Origin of the sequence: Pseudundibacterium arcticum, assembly GCF_042646465.1 — a bacterium.
GTDB classification, from domain to species: Bacteria; Pseudomonadota; Gammaproteobacteria; order Burkholderiales; family Burkholderiaceae_D; genus Undibacterium_A; species Undibacterium_A arcticum.
In genome coordinates, this window is sequence record NZ_JBHRTP010000054.1 from 21,570 (window position 1) to 47,393 (window position 25,824).

A 25,824-nucleotide genomic window follows, 5' to 3' on the forward strand; every position below is an offset into this window, starting at 1 on the left:
TGCCGATTCAATATCATCGCGCACCGCGTTGGTGGAGTATATCGACACGATCCAATAAATATTTGCGCAATCCAGGCATCAATGACGGAGTATCTGGATTCAAGCCATCAATGCAAAGCCTGGACCACCGCGTCGCCCATTTCCCTGGTGCCGACCTTGGTGGTACCCGCCTCATAAATATCGGCGGTCCGCAGACCCTGCGCCAGCACCTGCTTGACCGCTGCCTCGATCCGGTTGGCCTGCTCGGCCCGGTTCAGCGAATAGCGCAACATCATCGCCGCCGACAAAATCGTCGCCAGCGGGTTGGCCACGCCTTTGCCCGCGATATCCGGCGCCGAACCGTGCGATGGTTCGTACAAGCCCTTGTTATTGGCGTCGAGCGAGGCCGACGGCAGCATGCCGATCGAGCCGGTCAGCATCGCCGCGGCATCGGACAAGATGTCGCCGAACATATTGCCAGTCACCATCACGTCGAATTTTTTCGGCGCGCGCACCAGCTGCATCGCCGCGTTGTCGACATACATGTGATCGAGCGCGACGTCGGGATATTCCTTGTGCACATCGGTGACGATCTCTTTCCAGAACTGGAAGGTTTCCAGCACATTGGCCTTGTCGACGCTGGTCAGGCGCTTGTCGCGTTTTTGCGCGGCCTGGAACGCGACATGCGCAATGCGCCGGATCTCGGACTCGGCGTAGCGCATGGTGTCGAAACCCTCACGCTCGCCCTTGAACGGCCCGTCCGGACACACGCGCACGCCGCGCGGCTGGCCAAAATAAATATCGCCGGTCAGCTCGCGCACGATCAGGATATCGAGACCGGACACCACTTCCGGTTTGAGCGTCGATGCGCCGGCCAGTTCCGGATACAGGATCGCCGGGCGCAGGTTGGCAAATAATTTCAGGGCCTTGCGCAAGCCGAGAATCGCCTGCTCCGGCCGCAACGCACGTTCCAATGTGTCGTACTTCCAGTCGCCGACCGCACCGAACAGAATCGCATCGGCCTGCTGCGCCAGTTTCAGGGTCGCCTCCGGCAATGGATGGCCGTGCGCGGCATAGCCGGCGCCCCCGACCGGGGCGGTTTCCATTTCGAACGGCTCACCGAGCGCGTTCAGGACCCTGACGGCCTGCTCGATAATTTCGGGACCGATGCCATCACCGGGAAGCACTGCGATTTTCAATATAACCTCACTAATAAGATCTCGACGCCTCTGTGCTCGGCGCCGCGATGAAAGACTGTCGGCAGGAATTTCGCGATCACACTGCCGGATGTGCGCGCGACTGTTCGTCATCCGCCTTTACTCCGACACTTGGAACTCGAATCAACAGGTATATAGGCGGAGATTTCGATATACTCCGACCAACAGGCTTCTTAGTGCGGGTCGCGCGACTTTAGCCAACACCCATTTGGAACATCAAATCGTATTACTTAGCCACGGCTGCGCGGCCAGATGACGGTCTTCGTAAGCATGGATCTTGTCGGCGTGACGCAGGGTCAAACCGATATCATCGAGCCCGTTCAGCAGGCAATACTTGCGGAACGCGTCGATCTCGAACGGATAGCTGGTGCTGCCGTTGCTGGTCACTACGCGCTGCGCGTCGAGGTCGACGATCAGGCGGAAGCCGGGAAACACCTTCACTTCGTTGAACAGATGATCGATCTGCGCTTCGGTCAGCACGATCGGCAACAAGCCATTCTTGTAGCAGTTGTTGAAAAAGATATCGGCAAAACTGGGCGCAATCACGGCACGAAAACCATATTGCTCCAACGCCCATGGCGCATGCTCACGCGACGATCCGCAACCGAAATTCTTGCGGGTCAGCAGGATCGATGCGCCCTGATAGCGCGGCTGATTCAGCACGAAATCCGGATTCAGCGGACGCCGCGTGTTGTCGATGCCGGGTTCGCCATGGTCGAGATAGCGCCACTCGTCGAACAGGTTCGGACCGAAACCGGTCCGCTTGATCGACTTCAGAAACTGTTTCGGAATGATGGCGTCGGTGTCTACATTAGCGCGGTCGAGCGGCGCCACCAGGCCATCGAGAAGTGTGAATTTATTCATTCTGTCTACTAAGTCAAAATAAGGCAGTGGCAGGCGCAAAATCTGCCGGCCCTGGTACAACGATCGCGGACCATCGCAGGCCGCTCACAGTGGCCGCAGTCCTCGGAGCAAGCGGCGGTGCAAGCTCGCCGCCGTTGCTGTTACTTGGAGCCCTGCATTTTTTCGCCGACATGTTCGACATCCTTGCCGAAACCCTTGACGGTATTGCAGGCCGACAGCATGCCGCCGAAAGCGACTAGCAAACACAGCGCGATAATTTTTTTCATTAGTTAGTTCCTGTTGATTTCAATTGCAAATGATCATAACGAGCGGACATCGACAAAACTGCCAGCGATCCCTGCCGCAGCAGCCATCGCAGGGCTGACAAGGTGCGTCCGCCCACCGGCACCTTGACGTCCTTCAAAATTACGATTCGAGGTCGATGCGCAGCGCTCGCCCGGTTCCAGGCGATCGGCATTCATCGCCAGGCACATCGAGCAGCCCGGCTCGCGCCATTCAAACCCGGCATCCCGGAAAATCTTGTCCAGACCTTCACGCTCGGCCTGATCCTTGACCAGGCCCGAACCTGGCACTACCATCGCCAGTCGCACATTGGACGCGCGGAACTTGCCGCGCACCACAGCCGCCGCGGCGCGCAGATCTTCGATCCGCGAGTTGGTGCAGGAGCCGATGAAAACCTTGTCGATCCGGATATCGGTGATCGCGGTATTCGGCTTCAAGGCCATGTAGACCAGGGCTTTTTCCATCGCCTCACGCTTGACCGCATCTTTTTCCTTGTCGGGATCGGGCACCCGGCCATCGATCGACACCACCATTTCCGGCGAAGTACCCCAAGTCACCTGCGGCTTGACGTCACTCGCGTTCAGGGTCACTACCAGATCGAAGCGCGCGCCGGCGTCGGAATGCAGCGTGCGCCAGTATTCCACGGCGCGGTCCCAATGCGGGCCAACCGGCGACAGCGGACGGCCCTTCACATAATTGATGGTGGTATCGTCGACCGCGATCATGCCGGCTCGGGCACCCGCCTCGATCGCCATATTGCAGACCGTCATACGGCCCTCCATCGACAGCGCGCGGATCGCGCTACCTGCGAACTCGATCGCATAACCGGTGCCGCCCGCGGTCCCGATCTTGCCGATCACTGCCAGCACGATGTCCTTGGCGGTCACACCGGCCGGCAGTTGCCCATCGACCTGCACCAGCATCGCTTTCGATTTCTTGGCCAGCAGCGTCTGGGTCGCCAGCACGTGCTCGACTTCCGAGGTGCCGATACCATGCGCCAGACAACCAAACGCGCCGTGGGTCGAGGTATGCGAATCGCCGCAAACCACGGTCATGCCGGGCAAGGTGGCACCCTGCTCCGGTCCGATCACATGGACGATGCCCTGGCGGTGGTCGCGCATGCTGAAATAGGTCATGCCGTACTCTTTGGCATTGGCGTCGAGCGTTTCGACTTGCAGGCGTGACACCGGATCGGCGATGCCGTGGGCGCGATCGGTGGTTGGCACATTATGGTCGGCCACCGCCAGATTGGCAGCGATACGCCAGGGTTTGCGGCCAGCCAGTTTCAAGCCATCGAATGCCTGCGGGCTGGTCACTTCATGCACCAGATGACGGTCGATATACAGAATCGTGGTGCCGTCGTCTTCGACATGCACCACATGCGATTCCCACAGTTTGTCGTACAGCGTTTTAGCCATGGTCTGAGAAATAGAAAGCAAAGATAGGCGCCAAATACAACGATTGGCGCGTAGTTAATACATAGATAACATAAAAAATACGAGCAAATTAATGCCGCTGACGTAGCAATCGATTATGCCATATTGGCGCGATGGAAGCGCCGAGGGTGGATATTTGTTGCGTGGCACCAATCGCACCAACACGCGCGAGTGGTGAATAGTGCGGCAACCAGCGTTAGCCAAAGCCTGGATGCCGGCTCACCACCCTAGCGTCGATTGGCAGCAATTGCCGGCGTAGCGACGCGAACATCGCCACATTGCGCACGGTGGCGCAACGCGTGATCCATCAGCACCAGTGCCAGCATCGCCTCGGCGATGGGAGTGGCGCGGATGCCTACGCAAGGATCGTGGCGCCCGAAAGTCTCCACCGTGGCGGGCTGGCCTGCCTTATCGATCGACTGGCGCGGCGTCCGGATCGACGAGGTCGGCTTGATCGCGATCGATACCGTGATGTCCTGACCGGTCGAAATGCCGCCCAGTACGCCGCCGGCGTTATTGGACCGGAAGCCGTCCGGCGTCAGTTCGTCGCCATGTTCGGTTCCCTTCTGCGCGACCGACTTGAAGCCGGCGCCGATCTCGACGCCCTTGACCGCATTGATGCCCATCATCGCGTACGCGATCTCGGCGTCGAGCTTGTCGTAGATCGGCTCGCCCAGACCAACCGGCACGTTTTGCGCCACCACTTCGATCCGCGCGCCGCAGGAATCGCCATCCTTGCGCAGCTTGTCCATATACGCTTCCAGCTGCGGAATCACGTCGGCGTTGGCCGCGAAGAACGGGTTGCCGGCGACCAGATCCCACGACTGGAACGGGATGTCGATTTCGCCCAGCTGGCTCATGCAGCCTTTGAAGACGGTGCCGTACTGCTGTTGCAGCCATTTTTTCGCGATTGCCGCTGCGCCGACCACCGGCGCAGTCAGGCGCGCCGATGAGCGTCCGCCACCGCGCGGATCGCGGATTCCGTATTTATGCCAATAGGTGTAGTCCGCATGCCCTGGCCGGAAGGTCTCAGCGATATTTCCATAGTCCTTGCTGCGCTGGTCTTCATTGCGGATCAGCAGCGCGATTGGGGTGCCCGTGGTTTTTCCCTGGTACACGCCGGACAGAATCTCTACCGTATCGGATTCCTGGCGCTGGGTGACGTGACGAGACGTGCCTGGCCTGCGACGGTCCAGTTCCGGTTGAATGTCGGCTTCAGACAGGTCGAGACCCGGCGGGCAGCCATCGATGACACAGCCGATCGCAGGGCCATGCGATTCGCCGAACGTGGTGACAGTAAACAGGGTACCGAGGGTATTGCCGGACATGGGGAGCGAGGAGAAGATTAAAATTCGATTTTACCAGCGTCGCGCAATTGCATCGGATGTGGCCGCTGGAGCGCTCAGCCAAGTCTGGTCCAAGAGCGGTGTGCCGCCTCGAAGATGCCGCCCCAATATCGAAGGCACCATTCGAGCTTCGCTCAAATATTAAGGAGTATGCGTCAACGTGACACTATTTTATTGCGTAAATTCCGTCTGACTTCACCAGTATCTGGATACCAGGGAAAAGCGCGCCTTGGTCAAGATCAGCGACAACTGCGGCACGCTAAAATCGCCAGGCGACATGGACGCCACAAAACGCCGCGCAAAGTTGTTGGTCCGATACAATGCAACGCAATGCGGTATGGAACAAGGTCGCTCATCGCGACCGATATCGAAACGGTCCCGAATTCACGCACGCTTAAGTCAGCCAATCAGACAAAGATTTTCGGAGACGCTTGAATGCCCTTACCGAACAAGTCCGACAAGGACGAGCTCATTTTCCTGGAGGAGTCCGCACCCAGGTCGACGGCGGGCCCGACCCACAAGCCCGCAGTCTGGCGCGTGTTGATCATCGATGACGATATCGATGTGCATACCGCCACCGTGTTCGCGTTGAACAACATGGAAATGCAGCTGCGCCCGCTCGAATTCCTGCACGCCTACTCGGCTGCACAGGCGCGCACACTGCTGCAGACTGAAACCGACATCGCGGTAATCCTGCTCGACGTCGTGATGGAACAGGACGATGCCGGCCTGCAGCTGGTGCGGCATATCCGCGACACCCTGGGCCAGGTCGAGGTCCGCATCATCTTGCGCACCGGCCAGCCTGGCTATGCCCCCGAGATCGAAGCGATCCGCGATTACGACATCAACGATTACAAGACCAAGTCGGAACTGACCCGTATCAAGCTGTACACCACGGTGACGGCCGCGATTCGCTCCTACCAACAGATCCGTGCGATCAACGCCGGCCGCCGTGGGCTTGCGCATATTGCGCGCGCAGGCACGGAATTGATGGCGCTGCATGGCTTGCCGAATTTTTCCGCCGGCGTGCTCGCGCAATTGGCCGCGCTGCTCGACTGCGTGCCGGATGGCCTGGTAGGCATGCAACTTGGTGGCGCTCAGGGCACCGCATCGGAGCACCATATTGACATCATCGCGGCAGCCGGCTCGTATCACGCATTGCTGAATCAATCGATGCCGGCCCGTGGCGACCGTCGTCTGCCTGATGGGCTGGCGCAGGCCTTCGAGCGACGCCAGAACGTGCACGGCGAAGACTTCAGCGCGCTGTATTTCGCCTGCAAGGAAGATCGCCATTTCGCTGCGTTGTTGAACACAGGTCGTCCTCTCTCCGACATCGAACAGCGTTTGCTGGACGTCTTTTGCGGCAATGTCTCGGTCGGGTTCGACAATGTGCTGCTGTTGACGCGGCTGCATAATTTCGCATTCTATGACCAGTTATCGACGCTGCCGAACCGCACCCGGCTGATCCAGATTATCGACGACATGCTGCAACAGCCGGCGCGCCGCAACGCGACGCTATCGATCGTCGATATCGACCATTTTTCAGAAACCAACGACGCCTTCGGGCACCAGTTCGGCGACCAGCTGTTGCTGGCGGTGGCGGCACGGATGCAATCGCGCCTGGGCGAACGACTGACCGTCGCACGTGTCGGCGGCGACACCTTTGCGGTGCTGGGCGACAGTGCCCAGGTCAACCCGACCATGATCCTGGCGCTGTTCAAGGAGCCGTTCCGGATCGACGGTCAGGCGATCCAGCTGTCAGCGACGGTCGGCCTGATCCGGCTGACCGACTATGAGGGCAGCGGCGCCGGCGTGGTCAAGGATGCCGACATCGCGTTGAAGCGAGCCAAGGTCCAGCAGCGTGCCGGTCACTTCTATTTCTCCCACAGCATGGGTATCGAAATCCGCGAGCGGGTCAAGATGATGCATGCGCTGCGCCGGGCCTTCGATGAGGGCCAGCTGTTTCTGGCTTACCAGCCGCAGATCGACTTGGCGACGCGCCGGCCGATGGGTGCAGAGGCACTACTGCGCTGGCAAACCGAGGACGGCAACTTCGTCGCGCCGGATCGTTTCATCTCGATCGCAGAATATTCGGGCCTGATCATCGAACTCGGCGAATGGGTGTTACGCACCGCCTGCCTTGAACTGGTGCGCCTGCGCACGCTCGGCTATCTGGACTTCATGATATCGGTCAACGTGTCACAGGCCCAGTTCCGCCATCCGCGCTTTCTGGACATACTGCGGCAGGTATTGACCGATACCCAGGCACCTGCCGAATTTATAGAGCTGGAAATCACTGAATCGATGGCAATGGAAGAACCGGCGTTCTTGAGCGAAACACTGCATCAGGTCAAGCAACTCGGCCTGAGTATCGCGATCGACGACTTCGGCACCGGTTTCTCATCTCTCAATTATCTGCAACAACTCCACGTCGACCGGCTCAAGATCGACCGCGCCTTCGTCAATGAGATCACCGATTCATCACGCGGCAGCAGTATTGCCGAGATGGTGATTCAGCTGGGGCGCAAACTGGATCTGTCGGTCGTCGCAGAAGGCGTGGAAGATGAGCGTCAGGCAGCGATCCTTGCCAACCTGGGTTGTGCGTCGGCGCAAGGGTTCCTGTTTGCCAGGCCGATGGCCGCCGCGCAACTGGCCGACTGGCTCAAGCATGCAGGTCTCGGCGCGGCGCTGCACACGCAGTCCGAATCGATTTCGGAGTAGCCGCACCATGATCGCGCGCGTCGACTTTTTCTCCATGACTCGTCCGAACCGACCCGACCGCGCGCGCGCCGCGCACCCACCGTGCGATGCAAATCGGCGCGGCGGGCCGATGCTTGGCCTTTCATGATCCAGCATTTCCTGACACTGCGACGCGCCATCGTGCTGGCGGTGGTGGTGGCGCTGCTGGCGCCTGTGGTGCTGATCATGAGCTATTCCTGGTTCGCGAAATACGACGGGGACATCCACCAGCGCACCCATGAATTGCTGCTGCAGAACGCCGATGTGCTGACCAACGGCATGCAGGAACCATTGTGGAATATCAGCAAGGAAAGCGCAGCTTCGTTGCTCGAAGCGATGATGGCAAATGAAGACCTGGTGCAGATCGAGGTGCGCGACAGCAACGGCGAGGTATTTGTCAAACAGGACCGACCTGAACGGCACCAAGGCTATACCGAATCTACCAACCGCAACATCATTTATCGCGGCAGCACTATCGGCTCGGTGCGGCTCGAAGTGAATAGCACCCACCAGAAAAAAATCATCGCGGAAAATCTGATCGGATACATGCTGGCGTTGACGGCGCAAGTGGCGCTGTCAATCATCCTGGTGCTGCTGTTGTTGGAGCGGCGCCTGGTCGGCCCACTTAGGCGGATCGGCTCCGGCGCTGAACGATTGGCTTCCGGGCAACTGGATCAACCGTTCAGCTGGCAGCATCTGGATGAAATCGGCATGCTAAGCCAACGGCTGGAGCAAACCCGGGTCAGCCTGCGCCGACTGTTCGACGAACTAGGCAAGAAGAACATAGAACTCGAACAGGACATCGCGCAACGCCACAGCGTCGAACAGGAGCTGAGCCAGCGCGAGGCGCGCTTTCGGACCATGGTCGGACAAAGTCCGATCGCGATCATCGAGTGGGATCTGCAACGGCGCATCATCGAATGGAACGCCGCCGCAGAGAAAATCTTCGGGTATTCCCGCGCACAGGCGCTCGGCCAACATCCCGATCTGATTATCCCGGCGGACGAGTTGCACGGCGTGGATCAGATTTTCAGTGAACTGGCGCTGGGTACCGGCGGCACCCCCTGTACCAATCGCTGCATGACCGCAGCGGGCGAGATCATCTTCTGCCAATGGAATAACGGCCGTATCACCGATGACAGCGGCGCCGCGGTGCGCCTGTTGACCATGGCCGAAGATATCACCGAGAAACGAAAGTTGGAGCAGGACAGGATCTGGTCGGAAGCAAAATTCGCTGGCGCCTTCCAGTGCAATCCCGACCCGATTTCGATCAGCCGGATCAGCGACGGGCAGATTCTTGATGTCAACCAGAGCTTTGAAACCGTCACCGGCTTCAGCCGCGATGAGACCTTGGGTAAAAATTCGCGCGAGCTCAATCTCTGGGCGGATCTCGATGAGCGCGACGCATTGATCAAGCAGTTCGACCGCAGCAAGACGGTGCGAGATTTTGCCAGCAGCATGCGAACCCGTAACGGCGATATCAGGCTGGTGCTGAGCAATACCACCATTTTTGAAGTGGCCGGCGAGGCTTATCAACTGTCGGTCATCCGCGACGTCACCGAGCAGCGCCGACTGCAGCTGCACAAGGCCGAAATCGATCGTGCGCTGCACCGACTGACGCAATGGAGTCAGCGCATTACCGGCGAATCATTCTTCCAGATGCTGGTCGACGATCTGGCGTCCGCGCTACAGACCGAGCACGCCATGATCGGATTGCTGGAAGGCGACGCACCGGGACAGGTGTACACGCTGGCAGTCCACGACCGCGGTGCGGCCGCGGATAATTATCGCTACTCATTTGCTGATGCGCCCTGCGAAGATATTCTGACTGGTGAGATCTGCCTGTACGCCAGCGGCATACAGCAAAGCTTTCCGCGCGACCATGTGCTGGTCACGCAAGGCTGGGATAGCTACGCCGGCGCGCCCATCCGCGATGCCGCCGGCAACACGATTGGCCTGTTGGCGGTGATGGACAGTCGGCCGCTGGGTAACCCGGAACTGGTCAAATCGCTGTTGCAAGTGTATGGCGAACGCGCTTCCGCCGAGCTTGAGCGCGAACATGCGGAAGAAGCGCTGCTGGAAAGCGAACGCAGCTTCTCGACCATTTTCCAGGCATCCCCGGTAGCGATGTGCGTGATCCCGTTCGGTGGCGATTATCCGGTCAAGGATGTCAACGACGCCTTCGAACGGCTATTCCTGAGGCCGCGCGAAGTGGTTGTCGGAAAAACGATGTCGCAGCTGGCGCTTTTTGAACCGGATGCGCAACCAGCGGCATCGACCGGCTTGTTCGATGGCACCGGTGTCGAAAACAATCGCGAATACTGGATGCGTCGCGGCGACGGCTCACCAGTGCTGGTGGAAATTTCAAGGAATTCGTTCGATGTCTTCCGCGACAAATTCACCATTCTTGCCTGCGAAGACATCACGGATAAACGGCGCATCGAAAACGAGATACGCGAACTCAATGCCAACCTTGAACACCGGGTAGTCGAACGCACCGATGCGTTACGTCGTGCCAATTTGGAACTGGCGAGCACACTCGAAACCCTGAATCGGGCTCAGGAAGAACTGGTCGGCAACGAAAAACTGGCGGCACTCGGCTCCCTGGTAGCGGGCGTCGCGCATGAGCTCAACACACCGATCGGCAACAGCCTGATGGCGGCTAGCACTCTGGTCGACTTGACGCACGCCTTCAACCGAAGCTATGGCGACGGTCTCACTCGCTCGACGCTGGAACGTTATGTCAGCGACGCTGGCAAAGCCGGCGATATCCTGGTGCGCAACCTGTACCGGGCAGCCGACCTGATCACCAGCTTCAAACAGGTCGCCGTCGACCAGACCAGCTCGCAGCGCCGCGTTTTCTCATTGCTGGATGTGGTGTCAGAAATCCTGTTGACGCTGTCCCCGGCAATCAGAAAGTCGTTGTTCAGTGTCAAGCACGATATCCCTGCGACATTGCGGATGGACAGCTATCCCGGTCCGCTCGGCCAGGTATTGGCAAATCTGATCAACAACGCGCTGATCCACGGCTTCGAAGGGCGCGACCGCGGCACCATCACGATCACCGCGCAAGCGATGCCAGACGGCTGGCTGGAGTTATGCGTCAGGGACGATGGCGTCGGCATTCCGAGCGAGCACCTGAAACGGATTTACGACCCGTTCTTCACCACCAAACTCGGCGCCGGCGGCTCCGGTCTCGGCCTGAATATCACCCACAACATCGTGACCGGGATACTCGGCGGACGGATCCAGGTCAACAGTGAACCGGATGTCGGCACCAGCTTCATCCTCAGTTTGCCGGTCATCGCACCACAGATGCCGCGCGAGGACAAAACCGTGTTGCCGGTACCGGAATCAATGTCATCGCCCAGCCTCGATTAGGCTGCATCGGGTCCCTCGATGCGGTACGCGAATCGGCGCTGCGTTGCTGAGTGCACCCGCCCGATGAACGATCAGCGCGACACACTCCGTCGGCTGCCTTTCATTCGACCGGCGTGCCGGGATTCCCATGCCTTCAACTCGGCACGATAGCGTTCCATTGCTTCCTCGTACCGATCAAACACACAGCACTGACATCCACTATTGCAGCAATCATCAACGTCTGGCCGTATCGGTGCGGTCGGCGCTGGATCATCGTTGGGTGGGCGCTTGGCCATGGTTCGCAGGGAGAATACAAGACGCTAAACTTTGTGCAGCTGGAATGCGGCGCGCACTTCGCCGGTACGCAAACCCATGAAATTTTTCAGCTGCGGCCTTATCCAGCCGGCCAGTGGCGAATTTTCTGCATCGCACACTAGACCCAGTTGCATCAACACCGCGACCGCTGCCGTGTACAGGGCGCGCATATTGCCGTCGATCATCTTGATTGCTATTCCCAGTCCGGCGGAGCGCACCCCAATCACCTGCACGCCATCGGCGCCAATTTTGGCGACCCAATCTCCCGGCCCTGTCCGCATGAACGCCAGATCGTTGCGCCCGGTACCCGATACCAGTTCCGGATGCGCGGTCATGGCGCGATAGAGATCGTCCAATGCCCCACCGTAGAGCGCATCCTGTTCGCCCTGCGCCAGTCGCGCATAGGACAATGCCAGGCGCGACAGCGGCATCGCATAGTTGGGGGCCGAGCAACCGTCGATTCCCATGATTAAATCCGAGTCGTTGACGCCTGCAAAATGCGCGACGCTGGCGCGCACCGCCTGTTGCAAGGGATGGGCCGGATCAAGATAGCTGTCAATCGGCTGTCCATGTTGCATGCAATACGCCAGAAACCCGGCGTGCTTGCCACTGCAATTATTATAGAGTTGATTGAAGTTTTCGCCGGCCACCGGCAGCGTGTCGGTGGCCGCGTAGCGCAACGGCAAATGACATCCGCAGCGCAGATCATGCTCGTCGCATCCGCAATTGCGCAGCATCGTCCGCACCGTGTCGACATGCACGGCCTCGCCGGAATGGCTGGCACACATCAGCGCAACTTCACGGGTAGAGAACCCGAATTTCGCGGGCCCGCCCGCGCGCAAGAAAGGCGCCGCCTGAAACGGTTTGATCGTTGATCGGGTGAACGTCAAAAAATTCGGTTCGCCCGCCTGATACAGCAAGTCGCCTCGGGTATTAACAATCGCAATTGAACCGGAATGAATGCATTCCACGCTGTCGCCCCGCGTGACCTCAACCAACTGTGCATGTGCCATTGCTGATTCCCCAAAGTATTTATTGGCGCCACGTGGTCGCATCAGGAGCACCAGACCAACGCAACTCCACTATACCAAGGCTTGGCGCAGTCCGCCCTACGCTGGCGAACATCGACATTCCGCGCGCGGAGTCGAGCCCGGTCTGCCGTGACAAGCCCGCTGGCCAGGCGCATTGGAATGCGTTAATTCAGAGATCATTACGTTCCTTCAACTTGTCAGCCATGAGAGAATGACGGCATCGTGCTTTTGTTGTCCCAATGACGTGCATCAAGACCAATTCGCTAACTGCCATGACGACTGCCCCCCCCTCCCCGCCATTCACTCTGCCCGATCAAGTTACCAACACGTTACGCTCCCAGGGCTATGCGTTGCTGTGCCCGTCGAGTGTCGCCTCACTGATTGATTGCGATCTGGCCGAGCTGGAAGCGCTCAAGCCGAGTTGGAATGAACTGGCGCTGGATAAATATCTGAAGGATGGCGGGCATTACCGGCGCCGCAGACATTCCAGTTTTGTGGTCAAGGGATCTGAAGTGACGCAGGTGCCGCATCGTGCGCACTGGCAACCCACCGAATACAATGCCCTGCATGGTGGCATGAAGCGTTTGTTTGAACCCATGGCGCCGGCAACGGTAAATCAGCCGGTTTGGTCGCGACTGGTGGCAGCCGTGGGCGAAATCTGTACCGCAGTCAAGGCATCCCAACCATGGTACGTGGAAGCACATCAGTTTCGCATCGACACCGCTGGCGGTATTGGCAGACCGACTCCCGAGGGTGCGCACCGGGACGGCGTTGATTTTGTTGCGATCCTGTTCGTCGGTCGCGTCAATGTCAAAGGCGGTGAAACCCGCGTGTTTGAAGCGGCCGGCACGAACGGCCAGCGTTTTACGCTGACCGAGCCGTGGACACTCTTGTTGCTCGACGATGAGCGCGTGATTCACGAAACCACGCCGATCCAGCCAACCGACAGCGCCGGACACCGAGATACTTTGGTACTGACCTATCGGGCGAACGGGTTTCAGGAATAAACCACTGACGGCGCCCCGGCCTCATCTACCTCGCGTTGCGCCGCCCCGTGTAACCGGCCACACAATTTTCGAGCTGGAGAAACCAATGACCGAAGCGGATGCCCAAAAAATTGCCACGCACAAGCATTACAAGGGCGGCCTGTACCGGGTGATCGGTGATGCAACGCATTCCGAAACCGGGGAATCCATGGTCGTTTATGAACACCTTTGGCCTCATGCTCGTGGCCTGTGGGTCAGGCCATCCGAGATGTTCAATGGCACGCTGGAGGACGGGTCGCCGCGTTTTTCCCGGCTGTAGGTCGCATTAGCGGAGACCGCACGATCTGCGCTTTTGGCAAATTGAGCCCACGCCAGATCGGCGTGGCCGCGGAAGCCGGTGACACTGTACTGCTCACAGATTTTAGCCGCCGATTCTCCGGGGGCGCCGAGCCGTAAGTCCGACAGCCGTCGGGCGCTATTTCCAGTCGCCGCGCAAGCCCAGTACCTGCTCGCGCAGCAACTCCGGCGTCGCCAGCGCCGCCGGAATCGGCAAACCGACCACCAGATCCAGCCGTGACAGCGGACCACGCCGGAACGAGCGTCCCAGTGGGTTGCTGCTGTCGCGCGTCAGCAGGCTGCCCCACAAGCCGCGCAGCGCCATCGGGATTACCGGGACCGGCGAGCGATCGATAATTTTTTTGATGCCGCCCTTGAATTCGTTCATCTCGCCGGTGCTGGTCAGCTTTCCCTCCGGGAAGATGCACACCAGGTCCCCTTCGTGCAGTGCTTGTGCAATATCGACGTACGCCTTTTCCATCAGCCACGGATCTTCTTTGGCTGGCGCAATCGGAATCGCCTTGGCGGTGCGAAAAATCCACGACAGCAGTGGCACCTTGAAGATGCGGTGATCCATCACGAAGCGGATCGGGCGCGGACTGGCGGCCATGATGACGATCGCATCGACGTAGCTGACGTGATTGCAGACCAGCACCGCTGCACCCTGCTCCGGGATGCGATCGACATCAACGCCGCGCACGCGGTGGATGGTGTGGATCAGCAACCAGGCAATGAAACGCATCAGGAATTCCGGCACCAGGCTGAAGATATAGGCAGCCACCAGTGCGTTCATGATCGCGGTCGCCAGAAACAGTTGCGGGATGCTCAATCCGGCTTTCAACAACACCATGGCGACCAGCGCCGCGACCACCATGAACAAGGCATTCAGGATGTTCATGCCGGCGATGGTGCGCGACAAATGGCTGCGGTCACAGCGGGTTTGGATCAGCGCGAACAGGGGCACGATATAGAAACCGCCGAACACGCCGATCATCACGCAGTCGAACAGGATGCGCAGGCTGCCGTGCTGGGCCAGGAAGCCGCTCATATCGACCGGCGCAGTGTTGGTATAGGCCAAACTGGCAAGGAACAGATCCACACCAAACACCGACAAACCGATCGAACCGAAAGGTACCAGCCCGATCTCGACCTTGTGCCCCGACAGGCGCTCGCACAACAGCGAGCCGACGCCGATACCGAGTGAAAATACAGTCAGCAGCAGCACGAACACGCTGTGATCGCCGTGCAGATAATTTTTCGCATACACCGGAAACTGCGCCAGTATGATCGCGCCGTAAAACCAGAACCACGAATTGCCGAGCATCGAAAGGAATACCGGTCGGTTCCGGCGGCTGAATCCGATGTTGCGAATAGTCTCGGTCAACGGATTCCAGTTGATTTTCAGCTCGGGCTCGGGTGCCGGCGACAGCGGTATGCGGCGACTGGTGAGCCAGCCAATCACGGCAATTGCAATCGTGCCGCCGGCGACCAGTTCGACGCCCCACGGCCGATGCACGACCAGCACCGCCCCTAGCACTTCACCCAGCAGGATGCCGACGAAGGTGCCCATTTCGATGATGCCGTTGCCGCCGATCAGCTCTTCCGGTTTTAACTGTTGCGGCAAATACGCATATTTGACCGGGCCGAACAGCGTCGAATGGACACCCATGCCGACTACCGCGGCGATCAGCAACCACAGACTGTGCGTCATCCAGCCTGCCGCGGCGATCAACATGATCATGATTTCGAGCAGCTTGACGCAGCGTGCTAGTTTCGACTTCTCGATCTTGTCAGCCAACTGCCCTGCAGTCGCGGAGAACAGCACAAAAGGCAGGATGAACAGACCCGGAATCAGGTTATTGAGCAGGCCGACATCCATCGTGGTCCAGCTGATGGCCTGATAGGTCAGGATCGTCAGCAGCGCAGTCTTGAAGACATTGTCGTTGAACGCACCAAGAAACTGGGTCCAGAAGAACGGCGCGAAACGGCGTTGTGACAGCAGCGAAAATTGATTCGATTGACTCATTTGGAATAACGGATTGAATGCGGATTGAATGTGGATTGGATTGAACTGGATAGCCGCACTGGCCAGTATTGCGCTTGTTTGTTGCGTTCGTTTGTTGCGCTCGTTTGTTGCGTTTTTTTGCGCAATTTTACAGCGCCCTGTTGATACCCCACGATGGTGCGATTTGTTGTGCTACCGCAGCAGCGCGCACCGCCGATAAATATGAATTATAAAGAGTATATAGAGTAGCTCCTTTAATTCATTGCGGAATTCACATTCAAACACCGGAGTATATCAACGAGCGTAATCCGGATTTGCGCCGACAAGCTTCGCACAAACCCGGACCCGATCGCGACATCAGCCGATATGCCCCGTCAGTTGCAGGCCGCTGATATAGGCATTTTCAGCGCGACCGCCGCCCTCCAGCCCGGCCGCAAACCAATCGCCGCAGGCGCCGATCTTGTGTTTGGCATCCCACAGACAAGGTTTATCCAGTGGCTCCAGCGCCTGCGCATAGCGCCAGCAATGGGCGACCGCGTGGATCGGCTGCACCCGTGAGCCGGTCGCTTCATGAAACGCCTTGAGCAGCTTGTCCCTGGCGCGTTCCGCATCATCGCCCAAGTGTTCTGCGCTCCATGCGGCCGATGCATGCGCGACCCAGTGCTCGCCCGGGCGGCGCTCCGGTTTGGAGGCATCGCGCGCAATCCAGGACAGCCGTGAATTGTTGATCCAGGCGCCGTCGTAGCCGAGTTCAAGCGGCTGCTGAAAGCCCAGCATCAGCGACCAGCAAGGCGCCAGATGCGTCTTGGCGGCAACTTTTGCCATTGCCGGCACCGCGACGAGCAAGGACGCAGCCTGTTCGGCCGGCATCGCGACGATCACGGCGTCGAACGGTCCGGCATGCGCGTCAATCGGCACCGTATCCGATTGCACCGTCAGCAACCATTGGCTCTTGGCGGAACCGGATGGATCGGCCGCCGCGATGCGCTTGACCAGTTGTCCGGTGCGGACATCAAGCCCGTCTGCCAGGTATTGGCCCAGCGCACTCATCCCGGGTACCGCGACATAACGTTGCGTGCCGCGGCCGGCGGCTTTGGGCGCGGCACCGGTCGCGGCGTCGAGGGTGACCAGTTTGCCCTCCCAGGCCGCGACCAGTCCTGCCTTGCGCCAGGCCGACACTTGCTTCTTGAAACCATCCGATACCGCGGTGAAGTATTGAGCACCGTGGTCGAAACCGCCGAGTTCGGTCTCGCGCGTGCCCATGCGGCCGCTGACATGGTTGGATTTTTCATAGACAGTGACACTATGGCCGTGGGCCTGAAGCTGGCGAGCGCATGTCAAGCCGGAGATGCCGGCGCCGATAACCGCAATCTGCATGTCTATCCTCTCAGTCACAAAAAAACCGTTCGCAAATCCTGATGATTCATGAACGGTTTGATTAAAAAACGAAGGCACCCTTTTGCTTCACCAACCTGAAATACTCGAAAAACCGACGCGTGGTGCATCCCTCGCGTCCCCCGCATTCTGCGCGGAATGCCAGCGATGTTATCGATCGCATGCGCGCGCAGATACTCACTCGTCGGTTTCCACTGGCCAGTCGCGGATATATGCTTTCAGCATCTTGTTCTCGAAACTCTGTGCTTCCAGTACCGCTTTTGCGACGTCATAAAACGAAATCACGCCGAGCAGGGTCTTGGCGTCCATTACCGGCAAATAGCGCGTGTGCTTTTCGATCATGATGCGGCGTACCTCGTTGACGTCGGTGTCCGGCGTGACTGTCAGCGGGTGGTCGTCCATGTGTTTGCGCACCGTGCCGTTGCCGACGGTGCCGCCATTGGCATGGATTGCCATGATTACCTCGCGGAAACTGAGCATGCCGACCAGATCGCCAAACTCCATCACGACCAACGAGCCTATGTCCTTCTCGGCCATGGTGTCGGCGGCGGCCTTCATCGGCGTGTCCGGCGTCACCGTATAGAGGATATTGCCCTTGACCTGGAGAATTTCGGAGACTTTCATGTTTCCCTCTTCGCGGAATATATTGTTCTAGTGTAAATGCATTTCGAATGTAGCCTATGCAGGATGAAAAATCCAGCGCGGGAACGCTGCTGACCGCAACCGCTGAGCCAAGGCCGGCACAAGCTTCCCTGGCAAAAAAGGGCAAACAGTCTGTTTGACGGTCCATGCTGCCGCTCCGTGCGAGCGCCAATTCGGTAGCGAATATTCCGACCCCTTCGCCGCGTGTTGTACAGCCCGCCATGTTTCAGGCTACCATTCCGCCCATCGTCATCCACAGAGCCCACGTCCATGAGCGGTCCCAAATATCTCGGCTTCGACACCCTGTCGCTGCATGCCGGCGCAGCGCCCGATCCGGCCACCGGCGCCCGCGCGACGCCGATCCATTTCACCTCGTCCTTCGTGTTCAAGGATTCCGATCAAGCGGCATCGCTGTTCAATATGGAACGCGCCGGCCACGTCTATTCGCGGATCTCGAATCCGACCAATGCGGTGCTGGAAGAACGCATCGCCGCACTGGAAGGCGGCGTGGCCGGGATCGCCGTCGCCAGCGGGCAGGCGGCGATGCATTTGGGATTGGTGACCATCGCCGGCGCCGGCTCCCATGTGGTGGCGTCGCGCGCGCTGTATGGCGGCTCGCAAAATTTGCTGGCCTACACGATGAAGCGTTTCGGTATCGACACCACCTTCGTCGATCCGCGCGACCTCGACGCCTGGCGCAGCGCGATCAGGCCGAATACCAAGGTACTGTTCGCCGAAACCTTGGGCAATCCGGGGCTGGACGTGCTCGATATCCCCAGCGTGGCGGCAATCGCGCATGACCACTATTTGCCGCTGATGCTGGACGCGACTTTGACTACGCCCTACCTGCTGCGCCCGTTCGAGCATGGCGCCGATCTGGTGTTCCATTCCGCCACCAAGTTCCTGTGCGGTCACGGTACCGCGATCGGCGGCTTGCTGATCGACGGCGGTACCTTCGACTGGCAGCAGGCATATGACAAGACTGGACGCTTCGCCGAATTGTGTGAACCCTATGACGGCTTCCACGGCATGGTGTTTGCCGAGGAATCGACGGTAGCGCCGTTTGCGCTGCGGGCGCGGCGCGAAGGTCTGCGCGATTTCGGCGCGAGCATGAGCCCGCACAACGCATTCGCGATCCTGCAAGGCATCGAAACCTTGGGACTGCGGATGGACCGGCATGTCGCCAACACCCGCAAGGTGGTCGATTTTCTGGTGGCACATCCGGCGGTGGAGTCGGTGTCGTATCCGGAGCTGGTCTCGCACCCCGATCATGCGCTGGCCAAGAAACTGCTGCCAAAAGGCTGCGGCGCGGTGTTCTCCTTCAGCCTCAAGGGCGATCGCGCTGCCGGCCGGCGCTTCGTCGAGGCACTGAACATCTTCTCCCATCTGGCCAACGTCGGCGATGCGAAGTCGCTGGTGATCCACCCTGCCTCGACCACCCATTTCCGGGTACCGAGCGAGCAACTGGCCGCATCCGGCATCACCGAAGGAACGATGCGGCTGTCGATCGGCCTGGAGGATCCGGATGACCTGATCGAAGACCTGGCGCGCGGCCTGAAGCTGTCGCAATACAGCGCGAAGAAAGGGGCCTGAGATGCTGCTCGACGTACACGGTCACGCGGCCTACTGCTATACCGGCGGCAAAGCCTTCAACCCGGCGCTGCCGACCGCCGTCTTCATCCACGGCGCGCAAAATGACCATACGGTGTGGTGCTTGCAAACGCGTTATTTTGCGCATCACGGTTTTGGTGTGCTGGCGGTCGACCTGCCCGGCCACGGCCGCAGTAAGGGCGCCGCGCTGACCAGCGTGGCAGCGCTGGCGGACTGGCTGCTGGCCCTGCTCGACGCCGCAGGCGTAAAGCAGGCAAGCCTGATCGGCCACAGCATGGGATCGCTCATCGCGCTGGAAACCGCACACAAGGCGCCGGAGCGGGTCAGCAAGCTGGCCCTGGTTGGCACCGCGTATCCGATGAAAGTGTCCGACACGCTGCTCGATGCCGCAAAAAACGACGAACAACGCGCGATCGACATGGTCAATTTGTGGCAACACACGTCGATCGCCCACAAACCATCCTGCCCCGGCCCCGGCTTCTATGTCATGGGCGGGGCGCAGCGCTTGATGCAAAGGATTTCGCAGATCAACCCGGCACAGGTGTTCTACACTGACTTTGCCGCCTGCAATGGCTACGTCAATGGCGAAATCGCCGCCGAATCGGTGCGTTGCCCGGCCCTGTTCCTGTTGGCGAAACAGGACATGATGACCCCGATCAAGGCCAGTGCCGTGCTGAGCAAGGCGATACCGCACGCAAGGACGGTACAGATTGACCGCTGCGGCCACGCGCTGATGGCGGAGCAGCCGGATGCGGTGCTCGATGCCCTGTTTTCATTCGCCAACAGCGACTGACGTCGGCCCAGCGGCTTGCCTGGCAAGCGATTATCCTTATTGACAGGAGTTCATTATGGCCGCAGCCGATCCAGCAAAATTCTCCAGCTTCGCCGAGTTCTATCCGTTCTACCTGAGCGAACATCGCAATCCGACTTGCCGCCGACTGCACTTCATTGGATCGACGCTGGTATTGCTGTGCCTCGCAGCGCTGGTCGTTACCGGCAATCCTTGGTGGGCGCTGGCAGCGCCGCTGTGCGGTTACGGTTTTGCCTGGATCGGCCACATCGGTTTTGAAAAGAATCGGCCCGCCACTTTCAAGCATCCGCTATATTCGCTGATGGGCGATTGGCGCATGTACTGGCAGCTGTTGACTCGACAAATGCCACTGTAGGGCCAGATGCCGTTCAGTTGGACCAGACGCCGCGGCGATTTGCCCCTCGCGAATGCGGGGGCTAGGCACGCAACGCTTCTCGATTTCCCGCTTCGCGGGAATGGCGCCCAGAAATTCACGCGGCTAAATTCATTGCCTCCGAAGCATTAAGTTCCGCCCAAATTCCTCGTGAGCACAAAAAAATAAATAAAATCGCTCCCTAAAGTTTTGAAAATCAAGGCCGATTAGCGCAGTGCGGGCTCAGAGCTGTACCTTCAAAACGCAAAAAAAATCTGCTGTTTTCACTAAACTTTCGTGCTCCCCTTCCGTTACAACTAGCAACGGCGGTGTTATTGCCTCGCAGAAATTTCGAGACACACCAACGTTTTAGGCGCCAAGCCGAAACCAAATAATCAGCAAGGGGAAACAAAATGTCCGCATTTATCAATACCAACATCTCGTCGCTGAACGCACAGCGCAACCTCAACACCTCCCAATCTTCACTCGCGACTTCATTGCAACGCCTGTCGTCCGGTATGCGCATCAACAGCGCCAAGGACGACGCTGCCGGCATGGCAATTTCGTCCCGCATGACATCCCAGATTAACGGGCTCAATCAGGCTGGCCGCAACGCTAACGACGGCATTTCGATGGCACAGACCGCAGAAGGTGCGCTCGGCCAGGTGAGCGACAACCTGCAGCGTATGCGCGAACTGTCTGTTCAGGCGGCAAACGGTTCCCTGTCAGCCGCCGACCGTAAAGGTGTGCAAAGTGAGATCAGCCAGTTGAAGAATGAAATCAACCGGGTTGGCAACCAGACATCGTTTAACGGCACAAAACTTCTGGATGGGACAAATGGCGGCTTTACCTTCCAGGTGGGCGCAGACGCAAATCAGACCATCGCCATTAACTCGCTAACCGATGCGCGCTCTACCGCATTGGGGACGTCGACATATGCAGAAGCTGCCGGTACTACGATGACCCTCGTTGCCGCTAACACCGCAGTAGTACCACCAGGTGCGGCAGGCTCCACGTCGGCGATGGTCGGCGGATTCACACTCAACGGTATTGCCATTACAGGCACCGACATGGCTGTCGCCGACAATACCGCGATGACTGCATCTGAATACAAAGAGTTCATGACCAAGTCGGTCGATGCAATTAACGTGAAATCGTCCGAGTCCGGCGTCACTGCGCAACTGGACGTCGCAGCAAACGGCGACATGAGCATCAAGATGTTCGGCACAGCCACGACCGCCAGCACATCCGGGAATATTGTATTCACCGCTGGCACAAACGATGGAAAAGCGCTGGGCATTGACGTTGTCACCGGAGCGGCAGCAGCAACAGGATTAGCCCAATCGCAAACCGGTTTTGACACTATCGATGTCAGCACGGTTTCGGGGGCCAATAAAGCACTGACCATGCTCGATGGCGCCATTAATGCCGTGAACACGATGCGCGCGGACCTTGGCGCGGTCCAGAACCGCTTCAGCTCAACGGTATCGAACCTGCAAACAACGACCGAAAACTTGTCTGCTTCACGCAGCCGGATCCAGGATACTGACTTCGCCGCAGAAACAGCCTCACTGACCCGTGGCCAGATCCTGCAACAAGCTGGTACCGCCATGCTGGCACAAGCAAATTCGCTGCCTAACGGTGTGTTGGCTCTGTTGCGCGGCTAATTCACTGCCTGAGGCTTCATGCTGAATTGCTCCCCGACTGCTTTTCCCGGTCGGGGACTTTTTTATAAAGGAAGTAATCATGGACATCCGATCGCTTAACGATATCGCTCCACCAGTGCACCGCGCCGCGGTCAAAGGTGGTTCAGGCATCGAACCGTACGTGGTTGCGCCAAAATCTACCTTCGTTTCCCTGGACACCAGCACCGCAGTCGAACCGCCTGGCGCGACGCCTTCGTTAGACCAAGTGCATCACGCAGTCGAAGAAATCAACAAGGCAATGCAGGCGCAGGAGCAAGATCTCGTTTTTTCGGTTGATCAAGACAGCAACCGAACCATCGTCAAGGTTGTCGATCAGCGAACCCAGGAAGTCATCCGCCAAATGCCCTCACCGGAAGCGCTCGAAATAGCCAAGGCACTCGACAAGATGCAAGGCTTGTTGATTCGACAAAAAGCATAGCAATTTAAATAAACGGGTGAATCGCCCTCTAAAGTCTGCATTGGCGCAGCCGTAAACTAGCTACAGTATTGTTTTCGCAGGAGGCGCAGTGGCAACTCTCTCATCACCTGGTATTGGTTCCGGGTTGGACGTCAATGGTATCGTTACCAAGTTGATGGCCGTTGAGTCACAGCCGTTAACAGCACTCGACAATAAAGAGGCCAGCTATCAGGCAAAATTGAGCGCGTTCGGCTCGTTGAGCGGCGCACTCGGGTCCTTCCAGAGCGCCTTGGCCGGATTGACCTATCCCGCCAAGTTCCAGGCCGTAACCGCCACTTCAGCCGATACGACGATCATTACCGGCTCTGCCACCAGCAAGGCGATTGCCGGCACCTATAACGTCAACGTGACTCAGCTCGCGCAAGCGCAAACCATTGCGACCGCCGGACAAACCACCTCGGCGACCGCGATCGGCGATGGCATGGCGACCACACTGACATTTCAGTTCGGCGCCATCAGCGGCGGCACGTTGACGAACGGCGTGTATAGCGGCGCGGCCTTCAGCCAGGATGCCAATCAAGCCCGTGGAAGCGTTGTCATCGATAGCTCGAATAACTCATTGCAAGGTATCCGCGATGCGGTCAACAAGGCAGGTATTGGCGTCACGGCGACCATCGTGTCCGACGGCAGCGCGACCCCGAACCACCTGGTATTTACGTCGACCAAGACCGGCGCAAGCTCCAGCATGAAGATTAGTGTCGCACGCAATCCGCTCGATCCGGCCGATCCTTCGTTGGCAGACGTGCTGGCTTACGACCCCGCAGCAGCACAACAGATGACGCAAAGTAGTGCGGCACAAAGCACCAAACTGACGGTCAATGGCATCGATGTCACTAGCTCGACATCGACCGTTAACGAAGCAATTCAGGGCGTCACGCTCAGTGCGGCCAAGATCGGCAGCACCACCATTTCGGTTGTCCAAGACAGTACGGCGGTGAAATACAGCATTAATTCGTTCGTAAAAACGTATAACGATCTGGATAGCACCATTAAAGGTCTGACCGGATACGATCCGAAGACGCAGAAGGCTGGGTTATTGAACGGTGATTCGACTGTGCGCGAGATCCAGACCCAGATCCGAAACATGCTTTCGTCGAAACTGAGCGATTCGGGTAGCGGCTTGGCCACCCTGTCCCAAATTGGTTTATCTTTCAATAAAGATGGCTCAATGGCACTGGACTCGACCAAGCTCCAAACCGCCATCACGAGCAACATTGGCGGAATTGGCAGCCTGTTTGCCACCGTGGGAACAACATCAGACAGTCTGGTCAGTTTCGTCAGCTCAACGTCGGCGACACAACCCGGCAGTAATGCGATCAATATCAGCACATTGGCAAGCCAGGGTACGCTCACCGGTTCGGCAGCACCCGCGAACCTGACAATTACCGCGGGCAGCAATGATCAATTGGAATTGGTGGTTGATGGCGTCAGCACGACGATCAAGCTGGCGCCGAGCACCTACACCGCGAATGGCTTGGTCGCCGCGCTGCAGTCTTCGATTAACGGCGCGACTGCCTTCTCGTCGGCGGGAATCGCCGTCAGTGTCAGCGTCGACGGCAGCGGAAAAATGAGTGTCACCTCGAATCGATATGGCTCTGCCTCCAACGTGGGCGCGACCGGCAATGGCTTGAGTAATTTGCTGGGTACACCAGTGGCCGCTGCCGGTATTGATGTAGCTGGCACCATCAACGGGCTCGCTGCCACGGGCTCTGGCCAGACCCTCAGCGGAGCATTAGGATCCGCGACAGAGGGACTCAAACTGCAGGTTACCGGTGGACTAACCGGCCCGCGCGGCAGTATCAATATGTCACAAGGCTATGCGTACAAATTGAACAAGTTGGTCGATAACTATGTCGGGAGCGCGGGACTGATCGCCGGAAAATCCAAAGGCATCAATAGCAGCATCGACAGTATTGGAAAATCCCGCGATAGTTTGAACCTCAGATTGGCGGCCATCGAAAAGCGTTATCGCGCCCAGTTCAACGCCCTCGACGCTGCAATTAGCAGTATGAACTCGACCAGTACGTTCCTGACACAGCAGTTAGCGCAACTGAGCAGTCTCAAATAGTCCGCCGCCACAGATAAGATAAAGGAAACCGTCAATGTTTGGATCGACACGCAACGGAGCAAACGCCTACGCCAAGGTCGGGATTGAGACCGGCGTGGTATCTGCCAGTCCACATAAGCTGACTGCCATGCTATTTGATGGCGCAACCATGGCCGTGGTGAGCGCCATACAGCAGATGAAGTCTGGCAATATCCCCGCCAAAGGGCAAGCCATATCCAAAGCCATTCTGCTGATTGATAGTGGTCTACGCGCCAGTCTGGACAAGAAACTTGGCGGCGAAATAGCCGAGAATCTCGATGCTCTGTATGAGTACATGAGCCACCAACTATTGCTGGCGAACCTGCATAACCAGCCGGAACGATTGGAAGAGGTTCACGGCTTGCTGTCGGATTTGAAAGCGACCTGGGATGCGATCGGCGTTACGACCAACACCATCAGCGCAACCACGACCGATGCCCCGGCCACGCCGACCGCATCGTCGTTGCCAAAATCTTCTGCGTACGACGCGCTCGCGCCACGTTCAGTTAACTTTATGACTGCTTAAACATGAATAGCGAAGAAATCATCAGCCTCTATGAAACGGTCGCGCAATTGAGTGAGCAGATGCTTGCCGCAGCACGTTCGGCCGATTGGGAACGATTGGTGACGCTCGAATCCGACTGCGCCAATCATGTTCAAATGCTACAGTGCGGTGAACCGGTTGCGGCGCTGTCCGGCACGATCCGGGAAAAGAAGGTCAGAATCATCCGCAAGATCCTGGCGGATGACCGCGAAATTCGCATTATCACCGAACCCTGGATGGCCGAGCTGTCGTCGTTGATGAACAGTGCCGGGACAGAACGCAAGCTGTCCAGAGTGTACGGCGCCAACCAGTAAGGTAGACCAA

Annotated in this window: 22 protein-coding genes; 12 read left to right on the top strand and 10 right to left on the bottom strand. The window is 58.5% G+C overall.

Features of this window, described 5'->3' with window-relative positions; genetic code table 11:
- Nucleotides 1-107 precede the first annotated feature (107 nt).
- From leuB to aroC, 5 genes are all read right to left on the bottom strand, one after another.
- Nucleotides 108-1,178 (bottom strand): 3-isopropylmalate dehydrogenase, encoded by a 1,071-nt coding sequence (gene leuB / locus ACFOFO_RS16555; RefSeq protein WP_390325380.1) that lies wholly within the window; start codon nucleotides 1,176-1,178, stop codon nucleotides 108-110.
- Nucleotides 1,179-1,412: 234 nt separating this feature from the next.
- Entirely contained in the window at nucleotides 1,413-2,060 is a 648-nt protein-coding gene (gene leuD, locus ACFOFO_RS16560) for a 3-isopropylmalate dehydratase small subunit (protein ID WP_390332062.1), read from the bottom strand.
- Nucleotides 2,061-2,200: 140 nt separating this feature from the next.
- Nucleotides 2,201-2,326 (bottom strand): entericidin A/B family lipoprotein, encoded by a 126-nt coding sequence (locus tag ACFOFO_RS16565; RefSeq protein ID WP_390325385.1) that lies wholly within the window; start codon nucleotides 2,324-2,326, stop codon nucleotides 2,201-2,203.
- A gap of 33 nt (nucleotides 2,327-2,359) precedes the next feature.
- The gene (gene leuC / locus ACFOFO_RS16570) at nucleotides 2,360-3,760 is read right to left on the bottom strand and encodes a 3-isopropylmalate dehydratase large subunit (RefSeq protein WP_390332213.1); all 1,401 of its coding nucleotides are present in this window, start codon (nucleotides 3,758-3,760) and stop codon (nucleotides 2,360-2,362) included.
- 245 nt (nucleotides 3,761-4,005) lie between these two features.
- Nucleotides 4,006-5,106, bottom strand: a complete 1,101-nt coding sequence (aroC, locus tag ACFOFO_RS16575) for a chorismate synthase (RefSeq protein ID WP_390332064.1) — start codon at nucleotides 5,104-5,106, stop codon at nucleotides 4,006-4,008.
- Nucleotides 5,107-5,559: 453 nt separating this feature from the next.
- On the opposite strand from aroC, the gene ACFOFO_RS16580 reads away from it, so the two are divergent.
- Nucleotides 5,560-7,845 carry a putative bifunctional diguanylate cyclase/phosphodiesterase gene (locus ACFOFO_RS16580; protein ID WP_390325388.1) on the top strand — a complete coding sequence of 762 codons (2,286 nt, stop codon included), beginning with the start codon at nucleotides 5,560-5,562 and terminating at the stop codon, nucleotides 7,843-7,845.
- A gap of 123 nt (nucleotides 7,846-7,968) precedes the next feature.
- Nucleotides 7,969-11,244, top strand: a complete 3,276-nt coding sequence (locus ACFOFO_RS16585; protein ID WP_390332066.1) for a PAS domain S-box protein — start codon at nucleotides 7,969-7,971, stop codon at nucleotides 11,242-11,244.
- Nucleotides 11,245-11,315: 71 nt separating this feature from the next.
- Here ACFOFO_RS16585 and ACFOFO_RS16590 read toward each other — a convergent pair whose 3' ends face one another.
- Both ACFOFO_RS16590 and ACFOFO_RS16595 read right to left on the bottom strand, forming a co-directional pair.
- Entirely contained in the window at nucleotides 11,316-11,519 is a 204-nt protein-coding gene (locus ACFOFO_RS16590) for an oxidoreductase-like domain-containing protein (RefSeq protein WP_390325395.1), read from the bottom strand.
- A gap of 24 nt (nucleotides 11,520-11,543) precedes the next feature.
- Complete coding sequence (locus tag ACFOFO_RS16595) at nucleotides 11,544-12,551, bottom strand: asparaginase (RefSeq protein ID WP_390325397.1); 1,008 nt, start codon at nucleotides 12,549-12,551, stop codon at nucleotides 11,544-11,546.
- Nucleotides 12,552-12,841: 290 nt separating this feature from the next.
- Between ACFOFO_RS16595 and ACFOFO_RS16600 the strand changes: the two genes are divergently transcribed.
- A complete protein-coding gene (locus tag ACFOFO_RS16600) occupies nucleotides 12,842-13,576 on the top strand; it encodes a 2OG-Fe dioxygenase family protein (RefSeq protein WP_390325399.1) in 735 nt (244 codons plus the stop codon).
- 85 nt (nucleotides 13,577-13,661) lie between these two features.
- Entirely contained in the window at nucleotides 13,662-13,874 is a 213-nt protein-coding gene (locus ACFOFO_RS16605; protein ID WP_390325400.1) for a DUF1653 domain-containing protein, read from the top strand.
- Between the two features lie 156 nt (nucleotides 13,875-14,030).
- On the opposite strand, the gene ACFOFO_RS16610 is transcribed toward ACFOFO_RS16605, so the two are convergent.
- The 3 genes from ACFOFO_RS16610 to ACFOFO_RS16620 form a co-directional block, all read right to left on the bottom strand.
- Nucleotides 14,031-15,917 (bottom strand): MFS transporter, encoded by a 1,887-nt coding sequence (locus ACFOFO_RS16610; protein WP_390332068.1) that lies wholly within the window; start codon nucleotides 15,915-15,917, stop codon nucleotides 14,031-14,033.
- A 336-nt stretch (nucleotides 15,918-16,253) separates the two neighbouring features.
- Nucleotides 16,254-17,273, bottom strand: a complete 1,020-nt coding sequence (locus ACFOFO_RS16615; protein WP_390325402.1) for an NAD(P)/FAD-dependent oxidoreductase — start codon at nucleotides 17,271-17,273, stop codon at nucleotides 16,254-16,256.
- Between the two features lie 195 nt (nucleotides 17,274-17,468).
- Nucleotides 17,469-17,915 carry a CBS domain-containing protein gene (locus tag ACFOFO_RS16620; RefSeq protein ID WP_390332070.1) on the bottom strand — a complete coding sequence of 149 codons (447 nt, stop codon included), beginning with the start codon at nucleotides 17,913-17,915 and terminating at the stop codon, nucleotides 17,469-17,471.
- A gap of 288 nt (nucleotides 17,916-18,203) precedes the next feature.
- Between ACFOFO_RS16620 and ACFOFO_RS16625 the strand changes: the two genes are divergently transcribed.
- From ACFOFO_RS16625 to ACFOFO_RS16660, 8 genes are all read left to right on the top strand, one after another.
- Complete coding sequence (locus ACFOFO_RS16625; protein WP_390325404.1) at nucleotides 18,204-19,526, top strand: O-acetylhomoserine aminocarboxypropyltransferase; 1,323 nt, start codon at nucleotides 18,204-18,206, stop codon at nucleotides 19,524-19,526.
- Nucleotide 19,527: 1 nt separating this feature from the next.
- Nucleotides 19,528-20,337, top strand: a complete 810-nt coding sequence (locus tag ACFOFO_RS16630; RefSeq protein WP_390325406.1) for an alpha/beta fold hydrolase — start codon at nucleotides 19,528-19,530, stop codon at nucleotides 20,335-20,337.
- Nucleotides 20,338-20,392: 55 nt separating this feature from the next.
- Nucleotides 20,393-20,710 (top strand): Mpo1-like protein, encoded by a 318-nt coding sequence (locus ACFOFO_RS16635; protein ID WP_390332071.1) that lies wholly within the window; start codon nucleotides 20,393-20,395, stop codon nucleotides 20,708-20,710.
- Between the two features lie 410 nt (nucleotides 20,711-21,120).
- Complete coding sequence (locus tag ACFOFO_RS16640; protein ID WP_390325407.1) at nucleotides 21,121-22,374, top strand: flagellin; 1,254 nt, start codon at nucleotides 21,121-21,123, stop codon at nucleotides 22,372-22,374.
- A gap of 79 nt (nucleotides 22,375-22,453) precedes the next feature.
- Entirely contained in the window at nucleotides 22,454-22,831 is a 378-nt protein-coding gene (locus ACFOFO_RS16645; RefSeq protein WP_390332074.1) for a flagellar protein FlaG, read from the top strand.
- A gap of 88 nt (nucleotides 22,832-22,919) precedes the next feature.
- Complete coding sequence (gene fliD, locus ACFOFO_RS16650; protein ID WP_390332077.1) at nucleotides 22,920-24,938, top strand: flagellar filament capping protein FliD; 2,019 nt, start codon at nucleotides 22,920-22,922, stop codon at nucleotides 24,936-24,938.
- Nucleotides 24,939-24,972: 34 nt separating this feature from the next.
- Entirely contained in the window at nucleotides 24,973-25,482 is a 510-nt protein-coding gene (gene fliS / locus ACFOFO_RS16655) for a flagellar export chaperone FliS (RefSeq protein ID WP_390325414.1), read from the top strand.
- Nucleotides 25,483-25,484: 2 nt separating this feature from the next.
- Nucleotides 25,485-25,814 (top strand): flagellar protein FliT, encoded by a 330-nt coding sequence (locus ACFOFO_RS16660; RefSeq protein WP_390325416.1) that lies wholly within the window; start codon nucleotides 25,485-25,487, stop codon nucleotides 25,812-25,814.
- Nucleotides 25,815-25,824 lie beyond the last annotated feature (10 nt).

Bases quoted from the DNA above. Each gene is read 5' to 3' on its own strand.
- leuD (WP_390332062.1), bottom strand. From the start codon at position 2,060: ATGAATAAATTCACACTTCTCGATGGCCTGGTGGCGCCGCTCGACCGC.
- ACFOFO_RS16565 (WP_390325385.1), bottom strand. From the start codon at position 2,326: ATGAAAAAAATTATCGCGCTGTGTTTGCTAGTCGCTTTCGGCGGCATG.
- leuC (WP_390332213.1), bottom strand. From the start codon at position 3,760: ATGGCTAAAACGCTGTACGACAAACTGTGGGAATCGCATGTGGTGCAT.
- aroC (WP_390332064.1), bottom strand. From the start codon at position 5,106: ATGTCCGGCAATACCCTCGGTACCCTGTTTACTGTCACCACGTTCGGC.
- ACFOFO_RS16580 (WP_390325388.1), top strand. From the start codon at position 5,560: ATGCCCTTACCGAACAAGTCCGACAAGGACGAGCTCATTTTCCTGGAG.
- ACFOFO_RS16585 (WP_390332066.1), top strand. From the start codon at position 7,969: ATGATCCAGCATTTCCTGACACTGCGACGCGCCATCGTGCTGGCGGTG.
- ACFOFO_RS16590 (WP_390325395.1), bottom strand. From the start codon at position 11,519: ATGGCCAAGCGCCCACCCAACGATGATCCAGCGCCGACCGCACCGATA.
- ACFOFO_RS16595 (WP_390325397.1), bottom strand. From the start codon at position 12,551: ATGGCACATGCACAGTTGGTTGAGGTCACGCGGGGCGACAGCGTGGAA.
- ACFOFO_RS16600 (WP_390325399.1), top strand. From the start codon at position 12,842: ATGACGACTGCCCCCCCCTCCCCGCCATTCACTCTGCCCGATCAAGTT.
- ACFOFO_RS16605 (WP_390325400.1), top strand. From the start codon at position 13,662: ATGACCGAAGCGGATGCCCAAAAAATTGCCACGCACAAGCATTACAAG.
- ACFOFO_RS16610 (WP_390332068.1), bottom strand. From the start codon at position 15,917: ATGAGTCAATCGAATCAATTTTCGCTGCTGTCACAACGCCGTTTCGCG.
- ACFOFO_RS16615 (WP_390325402.1), bottom strand. From the start codon at position 17,273: ATGCAGATTGCGGTTATCGGCGCCGGCATCTCCGGCTTGACATGCGCT.
- ACFOFO_RS16620 (WP_390332070.1), bottom strand. From the start codon at position 17,915: ATGAAAGTCTCCGAAATTCTCCAGGTCAAGGGCAATATCCTCTATACG.
- ACFOFO_RS16625 (WP_390325404.1), top strand. From the start codon at position 18,204: ATGAGCGGTCCCAAATATCTCGGCTTCGACACCCTGTCGCTGCATGCC.
- ACFOFO_RS16630 (WP_390325406.1), top strand. From the start codon at position 19,528: ATGCTGCTCGACGTACACGGTCACGCGGCCTACTGCTATACCGGCGGC.
- ACFOFO_RS16635 (WP_390332071.1), top strand. From the start codon at position 20,393: ATGGCCGCAGCCGATCCAGCAAAATTCTCCAGCTTCGCCGAGTTCTAT.
- ACFOFO_RS16640 (WP_390325407.1), top strand. From the start codon at position 21,121: ATGTCCGCATTTATCAATACCAACATCTCGTCGCTGAACGCACAGCGC.
- ACFOFO_RS16645 (WP_390332074.1), top strand. From the start codon at position 22,454: ATGGACATCCGATCGCTTAACGATATCGCTCCACCAGTGCACCGCGCC.
- fliS (WP_390325414.1), top strand. From the start codon at position 24,973: ATGTTTGGATCGACACGCAACGGAGCAAACGCCTACGCCAAGGTCGGG.
- ACFOFO_RS16660 (WP_390325416.1), top strand. From the start codon at position 25,485: ATGAATAGCGAAGAAATCATCAGCCTCTATGAAACGGTCGCGCAATTG.